This is a genomic window from Shinella pollutisoli (assembly GCF_024609765.1).
GTDB lineage: Bacteria > Pseudomonadota > Alphaproteobacteria > Rhizobiales > Rhizobiaceae > Shinella > Shinella pollutisoli.
On record NZ_JANFDG010000007.1, the window covers coordinates 1 to 18667 of the forward strand.

16 protein-coding genes are annotated in these 18667 nt (G+C 67.6%); 7 read left to right on the forward strand and 9 right to left on the reverse strand.

Features of this window, described 5'->3' with window-relative positions; genetic code table 11:
• Positions 1-311 precede the first annotated feature (311 nt).
• From NNZ72_RS07420 to NNZ72_RS07440, 5 genes are read right to left on the reverse strand one after another with little or no spacing between them, the layout of a single operon-like run.
• Positions 312-1376, reverse strand: coding sequence for a DUF2218 domain-containing protein (locus tag NNZ72_RS07420; protein WP_257314550.1), 1065 nt, complete (start codon positions 1374-1376; stop codon positions 312-314).
• Positions 1373-2203, reverse strand: coding sequence for an ABC transporter ATP-binding protein (locus NNZ72_RS07425; RefSeq protein WP_257314551.1), 831 nt, complete (start codon positions 2201-2203; stop codon positions 1373-1375). The genes NNZ72_RS07420 and NNZ72_RS07425 overlap by 4 nt, the downstream gene beginning before the upstream one ends.
• Positions 2200-3234, reverse strand: coding sequence for a FecCD family ABC transporter permease (locus NNZ72_RS07430; protein WP_257314555.1), 1035 nt, complete (start codon positions 3232-3234; stop codon positions 2200-2202). The genes NNZ72_RS07425 and NNZ72_RS07430 overlap by 4 nt, the downstream gene beginning before the upstream one ends.
• Before the next feature lie 2 nt (positions 3235-3236).
• Positions 3237-4280: a FecCD family ABC transporter permease gene (locus NNZ72_RS07435; protein ID WP_257314557.1), complete on the reverse strand. Its 1044-nt coding sequence runs from the start codon at positions 4278-4280 to the stop codon at positions 3237-3239.
• Positions 4277-5215 carry an ABC transporter substrate-binding protein gene (locus tag NNZ72_RS07440; RefSeq protein WP_257314804.1) on the reverse strand — a complete coding sequence of 313 codons (939 nt, stop codon included), beginning with the start codon at positions 5213-5215 and terminating at the stop codon, positions 4277-4279. Before NNZ72_RS07440 ends, NNZ72_RS07435 begins: the two co-directional genes overlap by 4 nt.
• Positions 5216-5570: 355 nt before the next feature.
• On the opposite strand from NNZ72_RS07440, the gene NNZ72_RS07445 reads away from it, so the two are divergent.
• The gene (locus NNZ72_RS07445; protein WP_257314559.1) at positions 5571-7697 is read left to right on the forward strand and encodes a TonB-dependent siderophore receptor; all 2127 of its coding nucleotides are present in this window, start codon (positions 5571-5573) and stop codon (positions 7695-7697) included.
• A 45-nt stretch (positions 7698-7742) separates the two neighbouring features.
• On the opposite strand, the gene NNZ72_RS07450 is transcribed toward NNZ72_RS07445, so the two are convergent.
• The 4 genes from NNZ72_RS07450 to NNZ72_RS07465 all read right to left on the reverse strand — a co-directional run bounded on the left by NNZ72_RS07450 (position 7743) and on the right by NNZ72_RS07465 (position 12574).
• Positions 7743-8636: a helix-turn-helix domain-containing protein gene (locus NNZ72_RS07450; RefSeq protein ID WP_257314561.1), complete on the reverse strand. Its 894-nt coding sequence runs from the start codon at positions 8634-8636 to the stop codon at positions 7743-7745.
• A 304-nt stretch (positions 8637-8940) separates the two neighbouring features.
• Entirely contained in the window at positions 8941-9942 is a 1002-nt protein-coding gene (locus NNZ72_RS07455) for an ABC transporter permease (RefSeq protein ID WP_257314562.1), read from the reverse strand.
• A complete protein-coding gene (locus tag NNZ72_RS07460; protein ID WP_257314563.1) occupies positions 9942-11480 on the reverse strand; it encodes a sugar ABC transporter ATP-binding protein in 1539 nt (512 codons plus the stop codon). Before NNZ72_RS07460 ends, NNZ72_RS07455 begins: the two co-directional genes overlap by 1 nt.
• The gene (locus tag NNZ72_RS07465; protein WP_257314564.1) at positions 11477-12574 is read right to left on the reverse strand and encodes a substrate-binding domain-containing protein; all 1098 of its coding nucleotides are present in this window, start codon (positions 12572-12574) and stop codon (positions 11477-11479) included. Before NNZ72_RS07465 ends, NNZ72_RS07460 begins: the two co-directional genes overlap by 4 nt.
• A 140-nt stretch (positions 12575-12714) precedes the next feature.
• Between NNZ72_RS07465 and NNZ72_RS07470 the strand changes: the two genes are divergently transcribed.
• From NNZ72_RS07470 to NNZ72_RS07495, 6 genes are all read left to right on the forward strand, one after another.
• The gene (locus NNZ72_RS07470; RefSeq protein WP_257314566.1) at positions 12715-13566 is read left to right on the forward strand and encodes an amidohydrolase family protein; all 852 of its coding nucleotides are present in this window, start codon (positions 12715-12717) and stop codon (positions 13564-13566) included.
• Between the two features lie 104 nt (positions 13567-13670).
• Entirely contained in the window at positions 13671-14432 is a 762-nt protein-coding gene (locus NNZ72_RS07475; RefSeq protein ID WP_257314567.1) for a FadR/GntR family transcriptional regulator, read from the forward strand.
• Between the two features lie 119 nt (positions 14433-14551).
• Entirely contained in the window at positions 14552-15754 is a 1203-nt protein-coding gene (locus NNZ72_RS07480) for an alpha-hydroxy acid oxidase (RefSeq protein ID WP_257314805.1), read from the forward strand.
• A gap of 297 nt (positions 15755-16051) precedes the next feature.
• Positions 16052-16879 (forward strand): phosphogluconate dehydrogenase C-terminal domain-containing protein, encoded by an 828-nt coding sequence (locus NNZ72_RS07485; protein WP_257314568.1) that lies wholly within the window; start codon positions 16052-16054, stop codon positions 16877-16879.
• Positions 16880-17056: 177 nt separating this feature from the next.
• Positions 17057-18028 (forward strand): TRAP transporter substrate-binding protein, encoded by a 972-nt coding sequence (locus NNZ72_RS07490; RefSeq protein WP_257314570.1) that lies wholly within the window; start codon positions 17057-17059, stop codon positions 18026-18028.
• A gap of 128 nt (positions 18029-18156) precedes the next feature.
• Positions 18157-18666 carry a TRAP transporter small permease gene (locus tag NNZ72_RS07495; protein WP_257314571.1) on the forward strand — a complete coding sequence of 170 codons (510 nt, stop codon included), beginning with the start codon at positions 18157-18159 and terminating at the stop codon, positions 18664-18666.
• The last annotated feature ends 1 nt before the right edge of the window (position 18667 follow it).

Sequence of the window (18667 nt, forward strand, 5' to 3'; positions counted from 1 at the left end):
AACCACCACAATGACAAGAGGCCGGAACATCGTAACCGATGTTCCGGCCTTCCAATGTATAAGCCCCGCACGGTGGCGGGGCGAAATGGCGTCGCGAAATAATGCCTGACGAGGTGCGAGGCTATTGGACGTTATGCCATCTCAGTGCGCTCCTCGGCACGAGTTCGCCGGGATGGGGATCGACCGAAGCATGTATTCCCGGATGGCTTTCCCAAGCCGTATCTGCCATGCTCCCAGCCTGATCTCTGTCCGTTCATGGTGTCGGTCGTCCTGACCAGAACGGACCTCCTCTACCATCGATCCCCCAAATTTTAAGGAGCCGTCCGTTCCCAGTACCATGCGACGTACATGCGTTTCCTGTCGTGCTGCCGGCTCTTCAGGGCGGCGCGGATGAGGCGGATGTCTTCCCGTTCGCAAGCGGCCCAGACGAAGGTCTCGGCGGTGACGCCGGCGAGCGCCGCCTTCGCCGTCTCGGCGAGGATGTTGCTCGCTCCTGCGGGGTAGGCCTCGCGGTGCAGCCAGCGGACCGTCAGCGTGCCCGCGGTCGCGAGCGGCTGTTCCTCGGCCGCGTCCGCGACCTCGATCAGGGCGTCCATCCGCGTTCCCGCCGGCACCTCCGCGGCGATGCGGGCAATGGCGGGCAGGGCGCTTTCGTCGCCGACGAGGAAGATCGTCTCCGCCTTCGGCAGGCCGCCGCCGCCGGGGCCGAGCAGGGCGACCCTGTCGCCCCGGCGCGCGTCCCTCGCGAAATCGGCGCCGGGGGTCGCGATGCCGGCCGCGGGATGCTGCAGGAAATCGATCCACAGCTCGCCGCGGGCGATGTCCACCGCGCGGATCGTATAGACACGCACGAGCAGCTCGTCGTCGCCCTCCGGCCAGGCGATGCGGCCGTCCTCGCGCAGCCCCGGCCAGACGGGCGCGTGGCCCTTCGGCGGAACGAGCAGGCGCACATGCATGTCCCCGCCGACGAACGGGGCGACGTCGGCGCAGGAGACGACCACGCGCCGCATGTGCGGCGTCACGTCGACGGCGGAGACGACCGTCGCCTCGTGGAGATTGGCGAGCCGTGCCCGCGGGGCGGGCTCCGACCAGGTCAGCTCGAACGGGTCCTCCCCGGCGAAGTAGAACAGGTGCTCGGCGAGCATCGTCCGGCTCAGCTGCAGCGCCTCCCGGCTCGGGCAGGAGAGGTCGATCAGCAGCCGGCCGTCCTCGACGCGTATATGCGCGGTGCCGACCTCGCTCTTCAGCGTCGCCGCCGCGCCGGTCCGTTCGACCGCGGCATGCTCGACGAAGTGCTCGCAGACCTCCCGGAGCATCGCGTCCGCGTGCTTCGGCCGGGCGATGCCGGAGAGCTTGAATTCCGTCACGGTCGTCATGGCGCGGCCTCGCTTTCTATGGCGTCGTCGGAGAGCATGCGGTGCCGGCCGATCGGCAGCATGACCGGCCGGCCCGATGTCGGATCGGTGATGATGCGGCTGTCGAGGCCGAAGACCTCCCTCACGGTCTCTTCCGTCAGCACGGCATCCGGAGGGCCCGCGACATGCAGCCGTCCGTTCGCCATGGCGACGAGGTGGTCGGCGTAGCGCGCGGCGAGGTTGAGGTCGTGCAGCACCATGACGATGGTGGTGCCGCGCGTCTGGTTGAGGTCGGTCAGAAGGTCCAGCACCTCGATCTGGTGGTTGATGTCGAGGAAGGTGGTCGGCTCGTCGAGCAGCAGGACGTCGGTCTGCTGGGCGAGCGCCATGGCGATCCACACCCGCTGGCGCTGGCCGCCGGAAAGCTCGTCGACCGGCCGCTCGGACAGGGTGTCGGTCCTGGTCGCCGCCAGCGCCGCGGCGACCGCCTCGTCGTCCGCGCGCGTCCAGCGCGAGAAGACGCCGTGGTGCGGGTGGCGCCCGCGGCTGACGAGGTCGGCGACGGTGATGCCCTCCGGCGCGATCGGCGATTGCGGGAGCAGGCCGAGCGTGCGTGCGAGCTCCCGCGAGGGCATGGCGTGGATCGACTTGCCGTCGAGCAGCACGTGGCCCCTGCTGGCGGGCAGGAGGCGCGACATGGTGCGCAGCAGCGTGGACTTGCCGCAGGCATTGGCGCCGACGATCACGGTGATCCGGCTCGGCGGCACGGCGAAGTCGAGCCGGTCGAGGACGAGCCTCTCGCCGTAGCCGGCCGAAAGCGCGCTTGCGGTGAGGGTGTGGGACATCATAGCGAACCTCCGGACCGGTTGACGCGCACGATCAGGAAAATCAGATAGGGCGCACCGAGCGCCCCGGTGACGACGCCGACGGGATAGCGGCTCGGCAGCAGGAACTGGCCGCAGTAATCGCCGACCAGCACGAGTGCCGCGCCCACCAGCGCCGCGGGGACGGGGAGGGAGCCGTTGTTGCCGACGATGCGGGCGGCAATAGGGCCGGACAGGAAGGCGACGAAGGCGATCGGCCCGCAGATGGCGGTGGCGCTCGCGATCATGCCGACGGCGGCGGCGATGACGAGGACGCGCGTGCGCCCGACCCGCACGCCGAGCGCTGCGGCTGTGTCGTCGCCGAGCCTCAGCGCCTCGAGGTCGCGGCCGTGGCCGAGCAGCAGGCCGCCGAAGACGGCGAGCGCGGCAAGCAGCGGCAGCATCGCGCCGAGCTGCGCGCCGTTCACGCTGCCGGTCAGCCAGCGCAGGGCCTCCTGGAGCGTCCAGGCCGGGGCGGTGGACAGGATATAGGCGATGACGCTCTCCAGCATGGCGGAGACGCCGATGCCGACGAGGATGAGGCGCGTGCCGGCGACGCCGTTGCGGAAGGAGAGGGCATAGACGAGGAGCGCCACCCCGAGCCCGGCGACGACGGCGAGAACCGAGACCGCCGGCCCCTTCAGGCCGAAGACGACGATGGCGATGACTGCTGCGGCGCTGGCGCCCCAGCTGATGCCGATGATGTCGGGGCTGGCCAGCGGGTTGCGCAGCATGATCTGGAAGGCGACGCCGCCGAGGCCGAAGCTGAGCCCGGCGAGAATGGCGAGCAGCGCGCGCGGCAGGCGGAGCTGGCCGACCGTGAAGGCGACGCCCGGCACGTCTTCGCCCAGCAGCGTGCGCAGGATGTCCTGCGGCGGCGTGAAGGACTGGCCGAGCAGCAGCGTCAGCAGGAAGGTCGCCGCGAGAAGGGCGAGGAGAAGGCCGACGACGAGGCCGCGCCGTCCGGCGCGGCGGCGGCGGCTCTCGGCGACGGAATCGGTGAGGGCGGCAAGCATGGTCAGAGGTCCCGCACCCGCTGGCGGCGGACGATCCAGATGAAGAAGGGCGCGCCGATGAAGGCGGTGACGATGCCGACGTCGAGCTCGGCGGGCCGGGCGATGATGCGCCCGACGATGTCGGCGGCGAGCAGCAGGCCGGCGCCGCCGAGGGCGGAAAAGGGCAGCAGCCAGCGGTGGTCGCTTCCCGCAAGCAGGCGGCAGAGATGCGGCACGACGAGGCCGACGAAGGCGATGGGGCCGCAGACCGCCGTCGTCGCGCCGCACAGGAGAATGGCGGCGAAGGCGGCGATCGCCCGCGTCGCGGCGACATGCTCGCCGAGGCCGGCGGCGAGCTCGTCGCCGAGGGCGAGCGCGTTCAGCTTGCGGGCGGAGAGGAGCGCGACGACGAAGCCGGCCGCGAGGAACGGCAGGACGGGATGGATCCGCTCGAAGGTCGCTCCGCCGACCCCGCCGACTTGCCAGGCGCGGATGCCGCCGGCGATGTCGGCGCGCGGCAGGACCACCGCGATGACCAGCGAGGAGAAGGCGATGGAGGTGGCGGCCCCGGCAAGCGCGAGCTTCAGCGGCGTCGCCCCGCCGCGTCCCAGCGAGCCGATGACGTAGACGAAGGCCGCCGCAGCCCCGGCGCCGAGGATGGCGGTGAAGATGTAGGCATAGGCGGAGGCGATCTCGAACCAGGCGACGCCGACCACGACGGCAAGCGAGGCGCCCATGTTGACGCCGAGGATGCCGGGATCGGCGAGGGGATTGCGCGTCACGCCCTGCATGATCGCGCCGGCGAGGCCGAGGGCGCCGCCGGCGAGCAGCGCCAGCAGCGTGCGCGGGATGCGCATGGCGACCGCCGCCTCGGCGATCGTCTCGATGCGTCCGCCGAGCGCCGCGAGGATGTCGCCGAGGCCGACGTCGCGCGTGCCGATCGCCACGGAGAGCGCCGCGAGCACGACGAGCGCCGCGGCGAGCAGGAGCAGCCACAGGGCGGGGAGGCGATGCGCGCGCCCGGCCGGCGGCGGCCGGCGTCCGGCCGTGACGGCCCCGCTCGTCATTTCGCCTTCCCGGCCGCTTCGGCCAGCAGCGCCACGTAGTCCTTCAGCACCCAGGAGATCGAGAGGGGCGTGGGGTTGGCGGCGGTGCCGACGGGATCGCGGCCGAGCATGACGAGGGCGTCCCTGTTGACGGCGGGCATGCGCGAGAGGAGCAGGTCCGCCTTCACGGCGTCGAGCAGGGGCATGCCGCCATAGGCGACGACGATGTCGACATCGTCGAAGACGTCGACCCGCTCGGCGCTGACGCTGGCGGCGAACTGCCCGGGCTTCGTCGCCTCGACCACGCTCTTCGGCGAGCGCAGCCCGAGGTCCGTGAAGAATTTCACACGGGTGTCGTTCGCGGTGTAGAAGTTGACCGTGCTCAGATTGGTCACGTCGAGATGGGTGACGAAGATCGCCGACTTGCCTCTCAGGATGGGGTAGCCCGCGACCGTGTCGGCGATCTCCTTCTCGATGCGGGCGATCAGCGCCTCGCCCTCGGCGGCCATGCCGAGCCCGGTGCTGTTGAGGCGGATCATCTCGCGCCAGTCGGTCGACCAGGCGGATTGCGGATAGGCGACGACGGGGGCGATCTGGCTCAGCGTGTCGTAGTCGGCCTGGCTCAGGCCGGAATAGGCGGCGAGGATGACGTCCGGCTTCGTGGCGGCGACCGCCTCGAAATCGATGCCGTCGCCCTCGTCGAAGAGCACGGGCGTCCCGCCGCCCAGTTCCTTCAGCTTCTCGGCCACCCAGGGCAGCAGCCCGTCGCCGTCGTCGTCGCCGAAATTGGCCGCGGCAAATCCGACGGGAACGACGCCGAGCGCCAGCGGAACCTCGTGGTTGGCCCAGGCGACGGTCGCCACGCGCTGCGGCTTCCTCGCGATCGTCGTCGTGCCGAAGGCGTGTTCTATGACGACGGGATAGGAGCCGTCGGCGGCCCGGGCGCCGGCGGCCATCCAGAGGCAGGCCGTCAGCAGGATCAGGGACAAGCGGATAAGCCGCGGCATCGGCGAAACCCTCCAGGCGATTAAAAGTGGAGTTTCCGTTTCAGGTTCATGGGGCAGCGTCAAGGCGAATGCGGGCGTTGCCGCGCGGAGCCTGCGAAGTTTCCGTGGGTTTGTACAAAACCGCGGAAATCTACAATACTGGATAATTGATCTCAAGTTATTGCCGCCTCAGGGGACATCGCGCATCGCCGCCGCTGACCCGGCAGGGTAGGGATGCGGCGGGCCTTTGTGTTCCGGACCGGCATCGGCATGCGTGGGGCTTGCCGGCCGCCGGTGCGCGCAACTTCGAATTCGGGACTCGACGATGGACATGATGAAAGCAGGCAACCGGCAATCCTCCAGCCGCTACAGGACGATGGTTCTCCTCGGCTGCACGGCCCTCGTCGCGCTGACGCCGGTGGCCGTTCTGGCGCAGCAGGCGGAGGTGGGCTCGGCGACGGTGCTGGAGACCATCACCGTCGACGGCAACGGCACGGCGACGGGCGGGGACTCGGATTCGACGTCCATCGTCGCGCGCAGGACCACGGGCGGCGGCAAGATGGCGACGGACATCCTCACGACGCCCGCCACGGTGTCCGTCATCACGGCCAAGGAGATCGAGCAGCGCGGCGCGACGAATGTCGAGGAGGTGCTGAACTACACCGCCGGCGTGACGACCGACTTCTACGGCTCGGACGACCGCTACGACTATTTCAAGATCCGCGGCTTCGACGCCTACATGTATCGCGACGGCCTGACCATCGGCGCGCCCTTCGGCGGCATCCGCGAGGAGCCCTATGCGTTCGAGCGGGTCGAGGTGCTGAAGGGGGCCAATTCCACGTCCTTCGGCGTGTCCGATCCGGGCGGCTCGGTCAACTACGTGACGAAGCTGCCGAAGAGCGAGCGGTTCGGCGAGGTCTACGTCACCGGCGGTTCGTTCAGCCACAAGGAGACGGGCTTCGACTTCGGCGACAACCTCACCGCGGACGACACGCTTTCCTACCGCATCACCGGCAAGATACAGGATGCCGACAAGGAATACGATTTCTCGCGCGACGACGAGAAGTTCATCATGGGCGGCCTGACGTGGCGCCCCACCGACGCGACGAGCCTTTCCATCGTCTACGACCATCTCAACCGCGACAGCGTGCCGGGCGGCGGCGGCCATCCGGTGGGCTACGATCTCGACCGCAGCCTGTTCCTCGGCGAGCCCGGCTACAATTACGACGTCACCAACCGCAACACCGTCAGCGTCCTGTTCGACCACGACTTCGGCTCCGGCCTGACGTTCCACACGAATGCGCGCTACAGCAAGTCCAATACCGGCTTCGGCTACGCCTATGTCTACGAGCCGGTGGACAACGGCGACACCATCGCCGACCGCTATTTCTTCGGCAATGCGGGTTCGGACAGCGAGTTCATCATCGACACGCATGTCGAGTACGCGGCGAGCCTGGGTTCGGTCGACACGCGCACGCTGGTCGGCGCGGAGTTCAGCCGGCGCAGCGGCGACAACGACCTCTATTATGCGCCCGCGGCCGGGATCGACTGGACGAACCCGATCTACAGCGGCGGGCCGGTCTATGCCGGGCCCTACAGCAGCACGCGCAGCAAGCGGACCACGACGGCGCTCTACCTCCAGGAGGAGCTGACCATCGACCGGCTGACCGCGTCGTTCGGCCTGCGCAACGACTGGATCGACGCCGAGGAGCACGACAAGCTCACCGGGCTCGACAGCGAGGGCGACTTCAGCGAGCTGACGTCGCGGGTCGGCCTGTCCTACAAGGTGACGGACGAGCTTGCGCCCTTCGTGAGCTACGCGCAATCCGTCGCCCCGCCGCAGGTCGGCACGGAGCCGGAGCGCGGCGAGCAGTACGAGGCCGGCGTCAAGTACCAGCCGGCGGGCTTCCCGGCGCTCATCACCGCGTCCATCTTCGACCTGACGAAGAGCAACGTGACCGTCACAGAGGCCGGCACGCCGCCGGTGCGCTCGACGATCGGCGAGGTGCGGGTGCGCGGCTTCGAGGTGGAGGCGAAGGCGGAGCTGACGAGCGACTGGAGCCTCACGGCGGCCTATGCCTATCTCGACTCCAAGATCGTCGAGGACGGAAACGGGACCAACGAGGGCAACCGCTTCGCCATGGTGCCGGAGCACATGGCGTCGCTGTGGCTCAACTACACGCTCGAAGGCGACGGCCGCCGCGGCGACATGACCTTCGGCGCCGGCGCGCGCTACAAGGGATCCTACTATCTCAACGACGCGAACACGGCCATGGCCGACAGCAGCGTCGTCTTCGACGCCGCCTTCACGTACAAGGTCGCCGAGAACACCTCGTTCCAGCTGAACGTCACCAACATATTCGACGAGAAGCATGTCGCGAACGGCGGCTTCGGGGCGGACTGGTACAATCCGGGCCGCGCGATCTACGCGACCATCCGCCAGACCTGGTGACGGGTGCGCCCATCCGGACCGTGGCCGGATGGGACCGCTTCCGCGTCAGGAAGCCTGCCGCATCCGCCGCCAGGCGGCGGGTGTGCCTCCGACGATCTGCCGGAAGGCCTTCGTCAGGTGCGCCTGGTCGGAAAAGCCGAGCTGGGCGGCGATGTCGGCGATGGTCAGCTCGCTTTCCAGAAGCAGTTGCTGCGCCCTGTCGATGCGCTTGCCGAGCTGCCATTGCAGCGGCGTCTTGCCGGTCGTCTGCTTGAAGACGTTGGCGAACCAGCTTTCGGAGAGGCCCACGGTTTCCGCCATGTCGGCGACGCTCAGGCGGCCGTCGCTGCAGGCGCCGAGGCGCGAGACCAGCTTGTTCATCTGCGCCTGCGTGAGCCGGCCGTTGACGTGCTCGGCGCCGTGGTCGGGAATGTCGAGCAGGCCGGCGACGATGCTCGCCACGAGGCTTTCGGCATAGACCGCATGTTTCGTCGGGTTCGACACCTCGTCGACGAGCAGGCCGGCCAGGGCCTCGATTGCGCCGACGTCCTGGATCTCCACCGGCCGGCGCAGGGCCGCCAGCGCCGCCGACGCGCCGACGGAGGGGGAGAGGAACCGCAGCAGGCGGTCCCTGTGGATATGCAGGTCGAGATGGGAGAAGCGGTGCGCGGACGTGAAGCCGGTCCACAGCGGCACGCCGGCCGGCACGTATATGGCCCGCATCATCGGGCGGGAATGCACGCCGATGCCGCCTTCGCGGTTCGTCATCTGGATGAAGGGCGAGACGTCGTTGAAGAAGATCACGATGCGCGGATCGGGCGACAGGTAATAGCCTTTGGCGCCCGCCTGGCCTTCCGCATCCCAGAATACGCCCACCAGGCCGTCCATGCTGCGCCATCTGACCGGCGCGAGCACCTTGATGCCTTCCGTATAGCAGGTCATTGAGTGCAGATACGTCACCGCCCGAAGTGGCTCCCGTCTTTTGGCAATCCCGGCATATCTTTTCCGCTGGCATCCCGAACGATGCAAGACCCTGCGAAAGCTCCCGGCTGCAGACGACAGCCGCGCAAGGTCCGGACGTCGGTTTTAAGATGACAAAAAATATCATGTTTTTCCGACGAGGCAAGGGATGCCGCGTGAACACGCCGAAAATGTGCCTTGGGAGGCCGGTTCGCCGAGATTCACGTGGAGGGAATGCCGCCGTCCGATAGGGGCGCAGGCGGATGGGGCCGCGACCGCTACCGGACGACTCGTCCGCGACCGGCTAGGCGCCGACGCTCTTGCGCTCCCTGCGGCGGCGCGCGTATTCCGCAAGGCCGACCGTCGTGATGAGCATCGCGCCGTTGAACAGCGGTTCGACGAAGAACGGGGCGCCCAGCTGGCTGAGGCCGGTCACTGCGATGGCCAGCACGGCCACGGCGAGCAGCGTGCCGCCGACATTGGCCCGTCCCGGGCGGACGGACGTGACGCCGAGCAGGGCGCCGGTGAAGGCCGGCAGCAGCATCTCCTGCCCGACGGTGCTCTGGCCGACCAGAAGCTGCGCCTGGAGGATGACGCCGGCGAAGGCGGCGATCACGCCGGAGGCGATGAAGGCGAGCGTCACGTAGCGCGCCGAGCGGATGCCCATCAGCTCGGCCGCACGGGGATTGTCGCCGATGATGTAGAGGAAGCGGCCGACCGGCAGGTACTCGAAGACGATCCACAGCACGATGGCGAAGAAGGCCACATAGAGAATGACGACGGGGATGCCGAGGCCCGGGATCATGCCCGACAGCGACGTGAAGGCTTCGGGCAGGGCGCCGATCACCTGCTGTCCGCCCGTGTACCACTGGTTGAGGCCCAGCAGCACCGTGCCCGAGCCCAGCGTGGCGATGAAGGAGCTCACGCCCGCCCGGCTGACGAGCAGGCCGTTGATCCAGCCGACGATCCCGCCGCCGACGAGGATGATCAGCACGGTCGCCTGCCAGGAGAGGCCCTGCTGCGTCTGCAGGCCGTTCGCCAGCACCTGGGCGAAGCCGAGCGTCGAGGCGACGGACAGGTCGAAATGGTTCGCGGCGAGCGGAATCATCACGGCCAGGGCCAGCAGCGCATAGATGGAGCGCGCATTGAGCACCGAGTTGAAGGTGAAGGCGGTGAGGAACGTGTCGCCCTTGAGGATCGCAAACAGCAGGAAGAGCGCGACGAGCAGCACGAGGAGTCCCCAGGAGGACAGCAGATGCTGGAGGCGTGCCACGGGATTGGTCTTGGCGATGGATGACGAGGACATCAGTCTTTTCCTGTATGGGCCGTGTCGGCGCTGTCGGCCGAAAGGGCCACGAGCTTCGACACCGAAAGCTGGTCGCGGCCGACTTCGTGCGTGATGCGTCCGCGATTGAAGACGAGCGCCCGGTGGGCGATGCCGGCGACCTCTTCCATGTCGGCGGAGATGAGAAGGATGGCCATTCCCGCGTCCAGCGCCTCCTGGAAAAGCCCGTAGATCTCGGCCTTGGCGCCGACGTCCACCCCGAGCGTCGGCTCTTCGAGGACGATCACGCGCCGTCCCGCGGCGAGCCAGCGGGCGACGATGATCTTCTGCTGGTTGCCGCCGCTGAGCGTCGCGATGATGCGCTCGGGGTCGGCGGGGCGAACGGAGAAGCGCCGGATGATCTCCCGGGCGTCCTGCCGCTCCCTGGCCGGTCCGATCGGCGTAAAGGCGCTGCGTCCGAACAGGCCCGGGTCCGGATAGAGGTTCTCGCGGACGGTCAGCCCGCCGGCGAGGCTCTCCTCACGGCGCTTGGAGGACACGAAGCCGATGCCGCGCCGTGTCGCCTCGAAGGGCGCGCGCACCCTGGCGTCGGCGCCGTCGAGCCGCACGACGCCTCCGCGGATCTCCATGTCGCCGTAGATCGCCCGGCCGATCTCGGCCTGCCCGGCGCCCCTCAGGCCCACCAGGCCGAGGATCTCGCCGGCGCGCAGGGAGAAGGAGACGGGTCCGACCTTGCGGACCGTCAGCTCCTCGACCTCCATCACGACCCGGCCCGTCTCGGCGACGGGCGTGACGAAGACCTCGTCGAGCGGCCGCCCGACGATGGCGTGAACGAGCTGCGCCGAATCGACCGCGCTCACCGGATCGGAGCGCACGCGCTTTCCGTTGCGCAGCACCGTGATGCGGTCGGCGATCCGGAACACCTCGTCGAGGCGATGGGTCACGTAGAGCACGGCGACGCCGCGGTCGCGCAGCCGCACCACGGTGTCGAGGAGCCTCGACACGTCCTGTTCCGGCAATGCGGCGGTCGGCTCGTCGAGCACGACGATCTGCGCGTCGAGCGCAAGGGCGCGGGCGATGGCGACGATCGCCTTGTCGGCCGCCGAGAGGCCGCCGACGCGCGCGTCGGGATCGATGTCGGTGCTGAGTCGGGACAGCGCCTCGACGCCGGCCCGGCGCGTCCCGCGCCAGTCGATCAGCCCCGCCCTGCGCCGGTAGCCGGCGATGAGCGCGACGTTCTCGGCCACCGTCATCGTGTCGACGAGGCCGAGATCCTGGTGGATGAAGGCGATGGGAAGCGCGCCGGGCGCGGGCTCGACCGGCTTGCCGTCGAGCAGGAACGTGCCGGCATCGGCCTGGTACACGCCGGCCAGGATCTTGATCAGCGTGGACTTGCCGGCGCCGTTCTCGCCGAGCAGGGCATGCACTTCGCCGCGGTGAAGGTCGAGCGCCACGTCGTCCAGCGCCCGCGTCCCCACGAAGCTCTTCTCCAGGCCACGGATGGCGAGGAAAGCCTCGCCATCCGTGGCCGCGGCCGCCTTGGGAGCAACCTTGTTCACTCGACGCCCCAGAGCTTCAGGTAGCGGTTCGCGAAGTCGTTGTCGGGAATGTAGGTGTTCTTGTCGCCGCCCTGCGCGTCGACGTTGCTCGCGGTCACGAGATACGGCAGCGGCACGGTGCCGCTCGGCGGAAGCTTGTGCAGCGCGCGGTTCATCTCGTCCACCGCCTGGTAGCCGACATAGGCGTTCGGTTCGGCGACCGTCACCGCCTGGTACTGGTTGCCGGCGCGGATGCGGCCGTAGGCCGACTTCGTTCCGTCGGAGCCGACGAGGATGACCTGGCTCGGATCGGCGCCGCCGGCCTTCAGGGCCGGAACCTGGAAGTCCAGCGTGAAGTCGGCGATGGCGGTGATATAGAGCGGCGTGCCGTATTTCTGCACCCATGAGGCCACGAGCTGCGGCTGGCGCTGGGCCGCCTCGGCGAGCGGCGTGTTCGAGAATTCGAGGACCTCGCAGCCTTCGCACTGCGCCAGCCGGTCTTTGACCGCCGTCGCCTTGACCATCGCGATCGCATATTCGCCGCTCGTGGTGACGACGACGCGCGCCTTGCCGTCGGAATGGGCGATGACCCAGTCCGCCTGCGCTTCGCCGATGGCCTTGGGATCCTGCTGGATATTGGTGAAGAGGCCGAGGTCCGGCTGCGGGCCGGGCGTGCCGGCCGCATGGATTCCCACCACCGGGATGTCCTGGGCGGTCGCCTGCTTGATGGCTTCGGCGAGGCTGCGGGCGTCGGCGCTGGTGATGATGCCGTCGACCTTCAGCGAGATGGCCTGGTTCATGCCGGACAGCCAGCTGACCGGGCTGCCGCGGCCGTCGATGACGGTGACCTTCCAGCCGGCCTTCTCGCCCGCCTCCACGATCGCCCGGCCCCATTCGCGCTCGGCATCGTTCTGCTCGTTCGCGGAGACATAGGCGATGTGCTTGCCCTTCTCGATCTTCGGCCCCTCGCTCGGTCCGGACCATTCGGTCTTTTCCGCGCCGAGGCGCTCGATGTTCTGCTTCGCCTCGCTCACGATATCCTGTGCGAGGGCTGGCGACGCCAGCGCAACCGTCAACCCCACGACGAGCGCCTGCGCTCTACGAAACGTCTTCATATCTTCCTCCGCCCGGTGAAATCCCTTCGCAATGCCGATCGGCATGCTGGACTAACCTAATGTCTGATATTATGATGTGTCAATGGAGTTGCTTCACGATGACAGGAAGCGCCCATTCAAGCCAGCGTCAGGACGAGAGAATGCCGAGCTTTCCGATCATAGACAGCCATGTCCACCTCTATGACGTGAATCGTCTGAGCTATAGCTGGCTGGAGAGGCGCCCGGGAATCAACCGGCCGCATCTCTTCGAGGACTATGCCCGGGCAACGGCCGGCGTCGAGGTCGAGAAGCTCGTTTTCGCGGAAGTCTGGGTCGATCCGCACCTCAATCTCGCCGAGGCGGACTGGCTCGCCGAGCAGGCCGCCCGCCATCCCGCCATCGCCGGCATGATCGCGGCCGCGCCGCTGGAGATCGGCCGCCGGATCCAGCCGCAGATCGAGCATCTGCGGCGCCATCCGACCTTCCGGGCCATCCGACGGATCACCGAGGCCGAGGCCGACGACGCCTATTGCCTGCGGCCCGATTTCGTCGAGGGCGTGCGGCTTCTCGGCGAGCAGGGCATCGTCTGCGACGTCTGCGTCTTCCACCACCAGCTTCCCGGCGTCATCGGCCTGGCGCGGCTCTGCCCGGACACGACGATCGTGCTGGATCACATCGGCAAGCCGCCGATCCGGACCGGAGAGCGCGATCCCTGGCGCGACAATCTCAGGCAGCTGGCCGCGCTTCCGAATGTCCATTGCAAGATCTCGGGCGTGGTGACCGAGGCCGATCAGGCGAACTGGAGCCGCGAGATCATCCGGCCGTATGTCGATCATGCCATCGAGTGCTTCGGCTTCGACCGCATCATGTTCGGAAGCGACTGGCCGGTGCTCGCGCTCACCACCGGCTACGGGGAATGGGTCGAGATGGTCGACTGGATCGTCGAGGAGTGCGCAGTGGGCGACAGGCGGAAGCTCTACCGGGACAATGCCGCGAAAGTCTATCGCCTCTAGGAGGGACGCCGGGAATCGGCTCGCATTGAAGGGTGCGACAGCGTTATGTTATTGATCCTGAAACGTCGGCCACAGTGCACCCGACATCACCCGAGAGGGCATCCGTGAAGAAAGACATCCTGCAAAACGCCTCGCAAGCCATCGATCCCGAACGGATCTTCGCGACGCCGCGGGAGATCGTGCCGATCCAGCGCGCGACCCTGCCGCAGGAAATCGTCAAGGCGATCGCCGATCTCATACGCCGCGGCGTCTGGCGGGCAGGCGACATGATCCCGGCGGAGAAGGAGCTCGCCACGCAGTTCGGCGTCGGGCGGTCCACCATCCGGGAAGCGGTCAAGAGCCTCGCGGTGATGGGCGTGATCGAGTCGCGCGCCGGCGAGGGCTCCTTCCTGCGGCAGCCGTCCTCCGAGGCGCTGGCGGGCGCCATGATGTGGGGCCTGCTTCTGAGCGAGCGCAATCTCGACGATCTGCTCGAGGCGCGGATCCTGATCGAGGTGGAGTGTTCCTCCAAGGCGGCGGAGCTTCGCGGCGACGACGTCCCGCCGCGGCTCTACAGGATCGTCGAGGAGATGCGGAACCATTTCTCGGACTATTCCCGCTTCATGGCGCTCGACAACGAGTTCCATGTGCTTCTTGCGCGCTCGGCGGGCAACGTCCTCTATTCCACGATGGCCGAGACGATCCAGGGCCTCGTCCGCATATGGTATTCGGCGACCTACGACATTCCGGGAACGATGGACCTGACGATCGCCGAGCACATGCGGATCGTCGACGCCGTGAGGGACCGGAACGAGCTCGCTGCGAAGGAGGCCATGCGTGCGCATCTCTCCCGCGCGGGGTCGCGGCTCAAGCTCGCGCTCGGATAGGGTTTCGCGTTTTTAAATGTCTGATATTCGGAAATATGATTGACGAACGAACATGGGCAGGACAGAAAGGCATGGGGCTTACAGCATCCGAACTATCGAGGGGCTCATGGAACGTGGCGATGCCGGAAAAATCATCTGAGACCGTTCCGCGGGACCACCGGTTCACAAGCATCGATGCCGTGCGGGAAATCGCCCGGCGCAGGCTGCCGCGGATGGTGTTCGACTTCGCCGACGGCGGCGCCGAGACCGAGCGCACGATGCGCCGCAACGAAGAAGCCTTCGGCAACCTGCAGCTGATGCCGCGTCCCCTAAGCGGCGGCGCGGAACGGGATCTCTCCGTCACGCTTCTCGGCACCAGGCTGTCCATGCCGCTGATCATCGGGCCGACGGGCTTCGCCGGTCTCTTCTGGCCGCAGGGCGAACTCGCCGCCGCCCGGGCGGCGCACGCGGCCGGGACGGCCTATGTGATGAGCCATGCCTCGACGATCACGATCGAGAGGCTGGCGCGGGACGCCGCCGGGCCGAACTGGTTCCAGAATTTCATCTACAGGGACCGGGGCCTGACCAGGTCCTTCGCCGAGCGGGCGCTCGCGAGCGGCTACGACGCCATGGTGATCACCATCGACAACCAGGTGCCCGGGTTTCGCGAGCGCGACGTCCGGAACGGCTTCGTCGTTCCGCCGCGGATCACCGTGCGGAATGCGGTCGACCTGATTCTGCACCCGGGTTGGGGGTTGCGGATGCTGCGCACGCCGAACCTGACCTTCGCCAACTACGCCTCCGCCGAGCATGCCAGCATCATGGCGCTGAGCGCCTACATGGCCAGCAACCTCAATCCCGACGTGTCCTGGGACGATATCGACGCCGCCCGCAGGACATGGCCGGGAAAGCTGCTGGTAAAGGGGATCCTGCATCCGCTCGATGCCGTCGAGGCCATCGAGCGGGGGGCGGACGGCATCATCGTGTCGAACCACGGCGGCCGCCAGCTCGACGGCGCCCCCGCGACGATCGAGGTCCTGCCGGCGATCGTGGAGGCTGTCGCCGGCCGTGTGCCGGTGCTGCTGGACGGAGGTGTCAGGCGGGGCGCGGACGTGGTCAGGGCGCGCGCGCTGGGGGCTGCGGCATGTCTCATCGGTCGGCCCCAGCTCTGGGGCCTGGCCGCCGGCGGAGAATACGGCGTTCGCCAGGTGCTCGAGATCCTGCGCGAGGAGATGGACCGCGTGCTCGCCCTCTGCGGCATCCGAAGCGTCGCAGACATCGATGCATCCTGCCTCCGGCGCGAGGGGAATCCCGGCAGCGACCCCGCTTCCGGAACCGTGTGACATGGGAAGCGGAACGGCTTCACGCTTCGAAAGGAAGCGGAAACGCTCCGGGTCGACGTGTGCGTCGGGCGCCTGTGGTTTGCGGGCCATCGGATCGTTCAGGCTTTCGGCGGGCCGGCGGGAACGACGTTCCGGGACGTACTGGATGCCGGAACGCGCCAAAAATATCGGCGTAGCGCCGTCATGAAGGGCCGCATGCTCGACAGCTTGTCAAATGTCTGATATTCAGTTGTTTAATCGATGGCTCTGGGAAACCCCGGCGGCCACCAGATCCGGAATGGAAGGAAGGAACGGGAAATGACGGTAATTGCCCTGGTCGGCGCGGGCGGGAAAATGGGATATCGCCTGTCCAAGAACCTGATCGGCTCGCGCTTTCAGGTCCGCCATGTCGAGGTCAGCGATGCCGGCAAGGCGCGGCTGGAGAAGGACCTCGGAATCCGCACCGTGGGCATGGACGATGCGCTGAACGGGGCGGAGGTGGTCATCCTCGCCGTACCGGACACCGCGATCGGCAAGGTCGCCGGCGGCATCGTCGACAAGCTTGCGGCCGGCACCATGCTCGTCATCCTGGACGCTGCGGCGCCGATGGCCGGGCATCTGCCCGCCCGTGAGGACATCAGCTATTTCGTGACGCATCCGTGCCATCCCCCGATCTTCAACGACGAGACGGAGCCTGCCGCCAAGCGCGATTTCTTCGGCGGTGTCGCCGCCAAGCAGCACATCGTCTCGGCTCTCATGCAGGGGCCGGAGGAAGCCTACGCGCTCGGCGAGGAGGTCGCCAAGGTCATCTGGGCGCCGGTGATGCGCTCGCACAGGGTGACGGTCGAGCAGATCGCGCTTCTCGAGCCCGGCCTGTCGGAGACGGTCTGCGCCTCGCTGCTCAGCGTCATGCGCGAGGCGATGGACGAATGCGTCGAGCGCGGCGTGCCGAAGGAGGCCGCGCGCGATTTCCTGCTCGGCCACATGAACGTGCTCGGCGCCGTCATTTTCGAGGAGACGCCCGGCGTCTTTTCGGATGCCTGCAACAAGGCGATCGAATTCGGCGTGCCGGCCCTCATGAAGAACGACTGGAAGAAGGTGTTCGAGCCGGAGGAGATTCTCGAAAGCGTCCGCCGCATAACCTGACGCACAACGGCTGGCGCCGCGCACCGGAAGGCGTGCGTGGCGCGAGGGGGAAGACTTCGGACGGCCGTTGACGTCCGACTGTCCGATGCGCGTCCGAGGATGGGACGTGCGCTATTTACCGCCGCTGACAGCAAGCGGCCAATTGGGAGGAAGAGGATGAAATTTTCGCAGATTCTCATGACCATGGCTTTGGTCGCGTCCGGTGCCGTCCATGCGATGGCGCAGGAGGTCAAGGAAATCCGGCTGGGCTCGCCCTGGCCGACGTCGAGCACGATCCATGTGGCGCTGCCGGTCTTCGCAGACGAGGTGGAGCGCCTTTCCGAGGGGCGCATCAAGGTTCGCGTCTATCCCGACAGCCAGCTCGGCGACATCCAGTCGCTGATCAACGGCGTGCAGCTCGGCACGGTGGACATGACCTATCTCGCGATCGGCAATGCCGGTGTCCTGCGCGGCGGCCAGGCCCTCAACGTCGCCTATGTCCCGTACCTGTTCAAATCCAAGGAGCAGGCGGAGAAGATCGCCAACGGCGAGCTCTTCAAGGGGCTCTACGACGACCTTGCCGAACAGTCCGGCGTGCGGATCTTCGCCGTCTACGGCGCCCGTTCGCCCAGAGCGGTGCAGAACAGCCAGCGTGCCATCGCGAAGCCCGAGGACCTGCAGGGGCTGAAGATCCGGATACCGCCGATCGACGGCATACGGGCGGCGTTCGAGGCCATGGGCGCGCGGCCCGTCGTCCTCGGCCTCGGGGATACCTACAACGCCATCGAGCGCCATCAGGTCGACGGGCACGAGAACGGCATCGACGCGGCGGTCGGATACAAGTGGTACGAGGTCGCCAAGCACTTCACGCCGACCGAGCACATCTACGAGACCGCCGCCTGGTACATCAACGACAAGCTGTGGAATTCCTTCACCGACGAGGAGCGGTCCATCTTCCTCGAGGCGGCGAAGGCCGGCGGCACGGCGATGACGGCGGCCGGTGAGAAGATCGACGCCGAGGGCTACGCGATCTTCGAGGCCGAGGGCGTCACGGTCACGCAGCCGGATACGGAGGCGTTCCGCGCGTTCCTCAAGGACGTGCACCTGCCCTTCGAGGGCAAGGTCTGGCCGGAAGGGCTGGTCGAGCAGATCCGGGCGATGCAGGAATAGCGCCCCGGCTCCAAGGGCGCGCCCGTCCCCCGGATGGGCGCGCCCTGTGCCGTTTCCGTAAGCAAGCCGTCCACGAAACCGCAGATCCAAGCTCTGCTTGGCCCGCCTGGCCGAATGAGGAACCGTGTATGAAGTTTACTACAATCGATCGATACGTCGGGATCTTCGGCTTCTGGTTCGGAAGGCTGCTGGACACGGTCATCGGCCTGCTGATCGCCGGCCTGCTCGCGGTCGTCTTCTCGCAGTTCATCGACCGGAACTTCTTTCCGTTCTGGCGGGACTCGCCGGAGGAATACGTCAAGATCGGGCTCACGTGGCTTTGCTTCATCGGGGTCGTCCGGGCGTTTTCCGCCAACGAGCATATACGCGTCACGATCCTCCAGGATTCGCTGCCCCCGTGGCTGGTGGTGTGGATCGATACGTTCATAGACGCGCTCCTTCTGGTGCTGCTGCTGATCCTCACCGTGAAGTGCTGGCAGATGGTCCAGGCCGCGCAATATCAGATCGTGCTGGGGACGGACCTGTCCCTGGCTGTGCCGGCCAGCGGGATACTGGTGGGCATCGCGCTGATGGTGCCGCTCACGGCGTGGCGCATCGTGCGCCGGATCGTTCTTGGCTCCGCCGAGCAGGAGGGCTGAG

Excerpts from the sequence above, each read along its gene's own strand:
- NNZ72_RS07495 (WP_257314571.1), top strand. The coding sequence starts at position 18,157 with ATGAAGTTTACTACAATCGATCGATACGTCGGGATCTTCGGCTTCTGG.
- NNZ72_RS07440 (WP_257314804.1), bottom strand. The coding sequence starts at position 5,215 with ATGGCCGCCGGCGCCCGGGCCGCCGACGGCTCCTATCCCGTCGTCATA.
- NNZ72_RS07445 (WP_257314559.1), top strand. The coding sequence starts at position 5,571 with ATGGACATGATGAAAGCAGGCAACCGGCAATCCTCCAGCCGCTACAGG.
- NNZ72_RS07420 (WP_257314550.1), bottom strand. The coding sequence starts at position 1,376 with ATGACGACCGTGACGGAATTCAAGCTCTCCGGCATCGCCCGGCCGAAG.
- NNZ72_RS07455 (WP_257314562.1), bottom strand. The coding sequence starts at position 9,942 with ATGTCCTCGTCATCCATCGCCAAGACCAATCCCGTGGCACGCCTCCAG.
- NNZ72_RS07465 (WP_257314564.1), bottom strand. The coding sequence starts at position 12,574 with ATGAAGACGTTTCGTAGAGCGCAGGCGCTCGTCGTGGGGTTGACGGTT.
- NNZ72_RS07430 (WP_257314555.1), bottom strand. The coding sequence starts at position 3,234 with ATGCTTGCCGCCCTCACCGATTCCGTCGCCGAGAGCCGCCGCCGCCGC.
- NNZ72_RS07485 (WP_257314568.1), top strand. The coding sequence starts at position 16,052 with ATGACGGTAATTGCCCTGGTCGGCGCGGGCGGGAAAATGGGATATCGC.
- NNZ72_RS07425 (WP_257314551.1), bottom strand. The coding sequence starts at position 2,203 with ATGATGTCCCACACCCTCACCGCAAGCGCGCTTTCGGCCGGCTACGGC.
- NNZ72_RS07490 (WP_257314570.1), top strand. The coding sequence starts at position 17,057 with ATGACCATGGCTTTGGTCGCGTCCGGTGCCGTCCATGCGATGGCGCAG.
- NNZ72_RS07480 (WP_257314805.1), top strand. The coding sequence starts at position 14,552 with ATGCCGGAAAAATCATCTGAGACCGTTCCGCGGGACCACCGGTTCACA.
- NNZ72_RS07435 (WP_257314557.1), bottom strand. The coding sequence starts at position 4,280 with ATGACGAGCGGGGCCGTCACGGCCGGACGCCGGCCGCCGCCGGCCGGG.
- NNZ72_RS07470 (WP_257314566.1), top strand. The coding sequence starts at position 12,715 with ATGCCGAGCTTTCCGATCATAGACAGCCATGTCCACCTCTATGACGTG.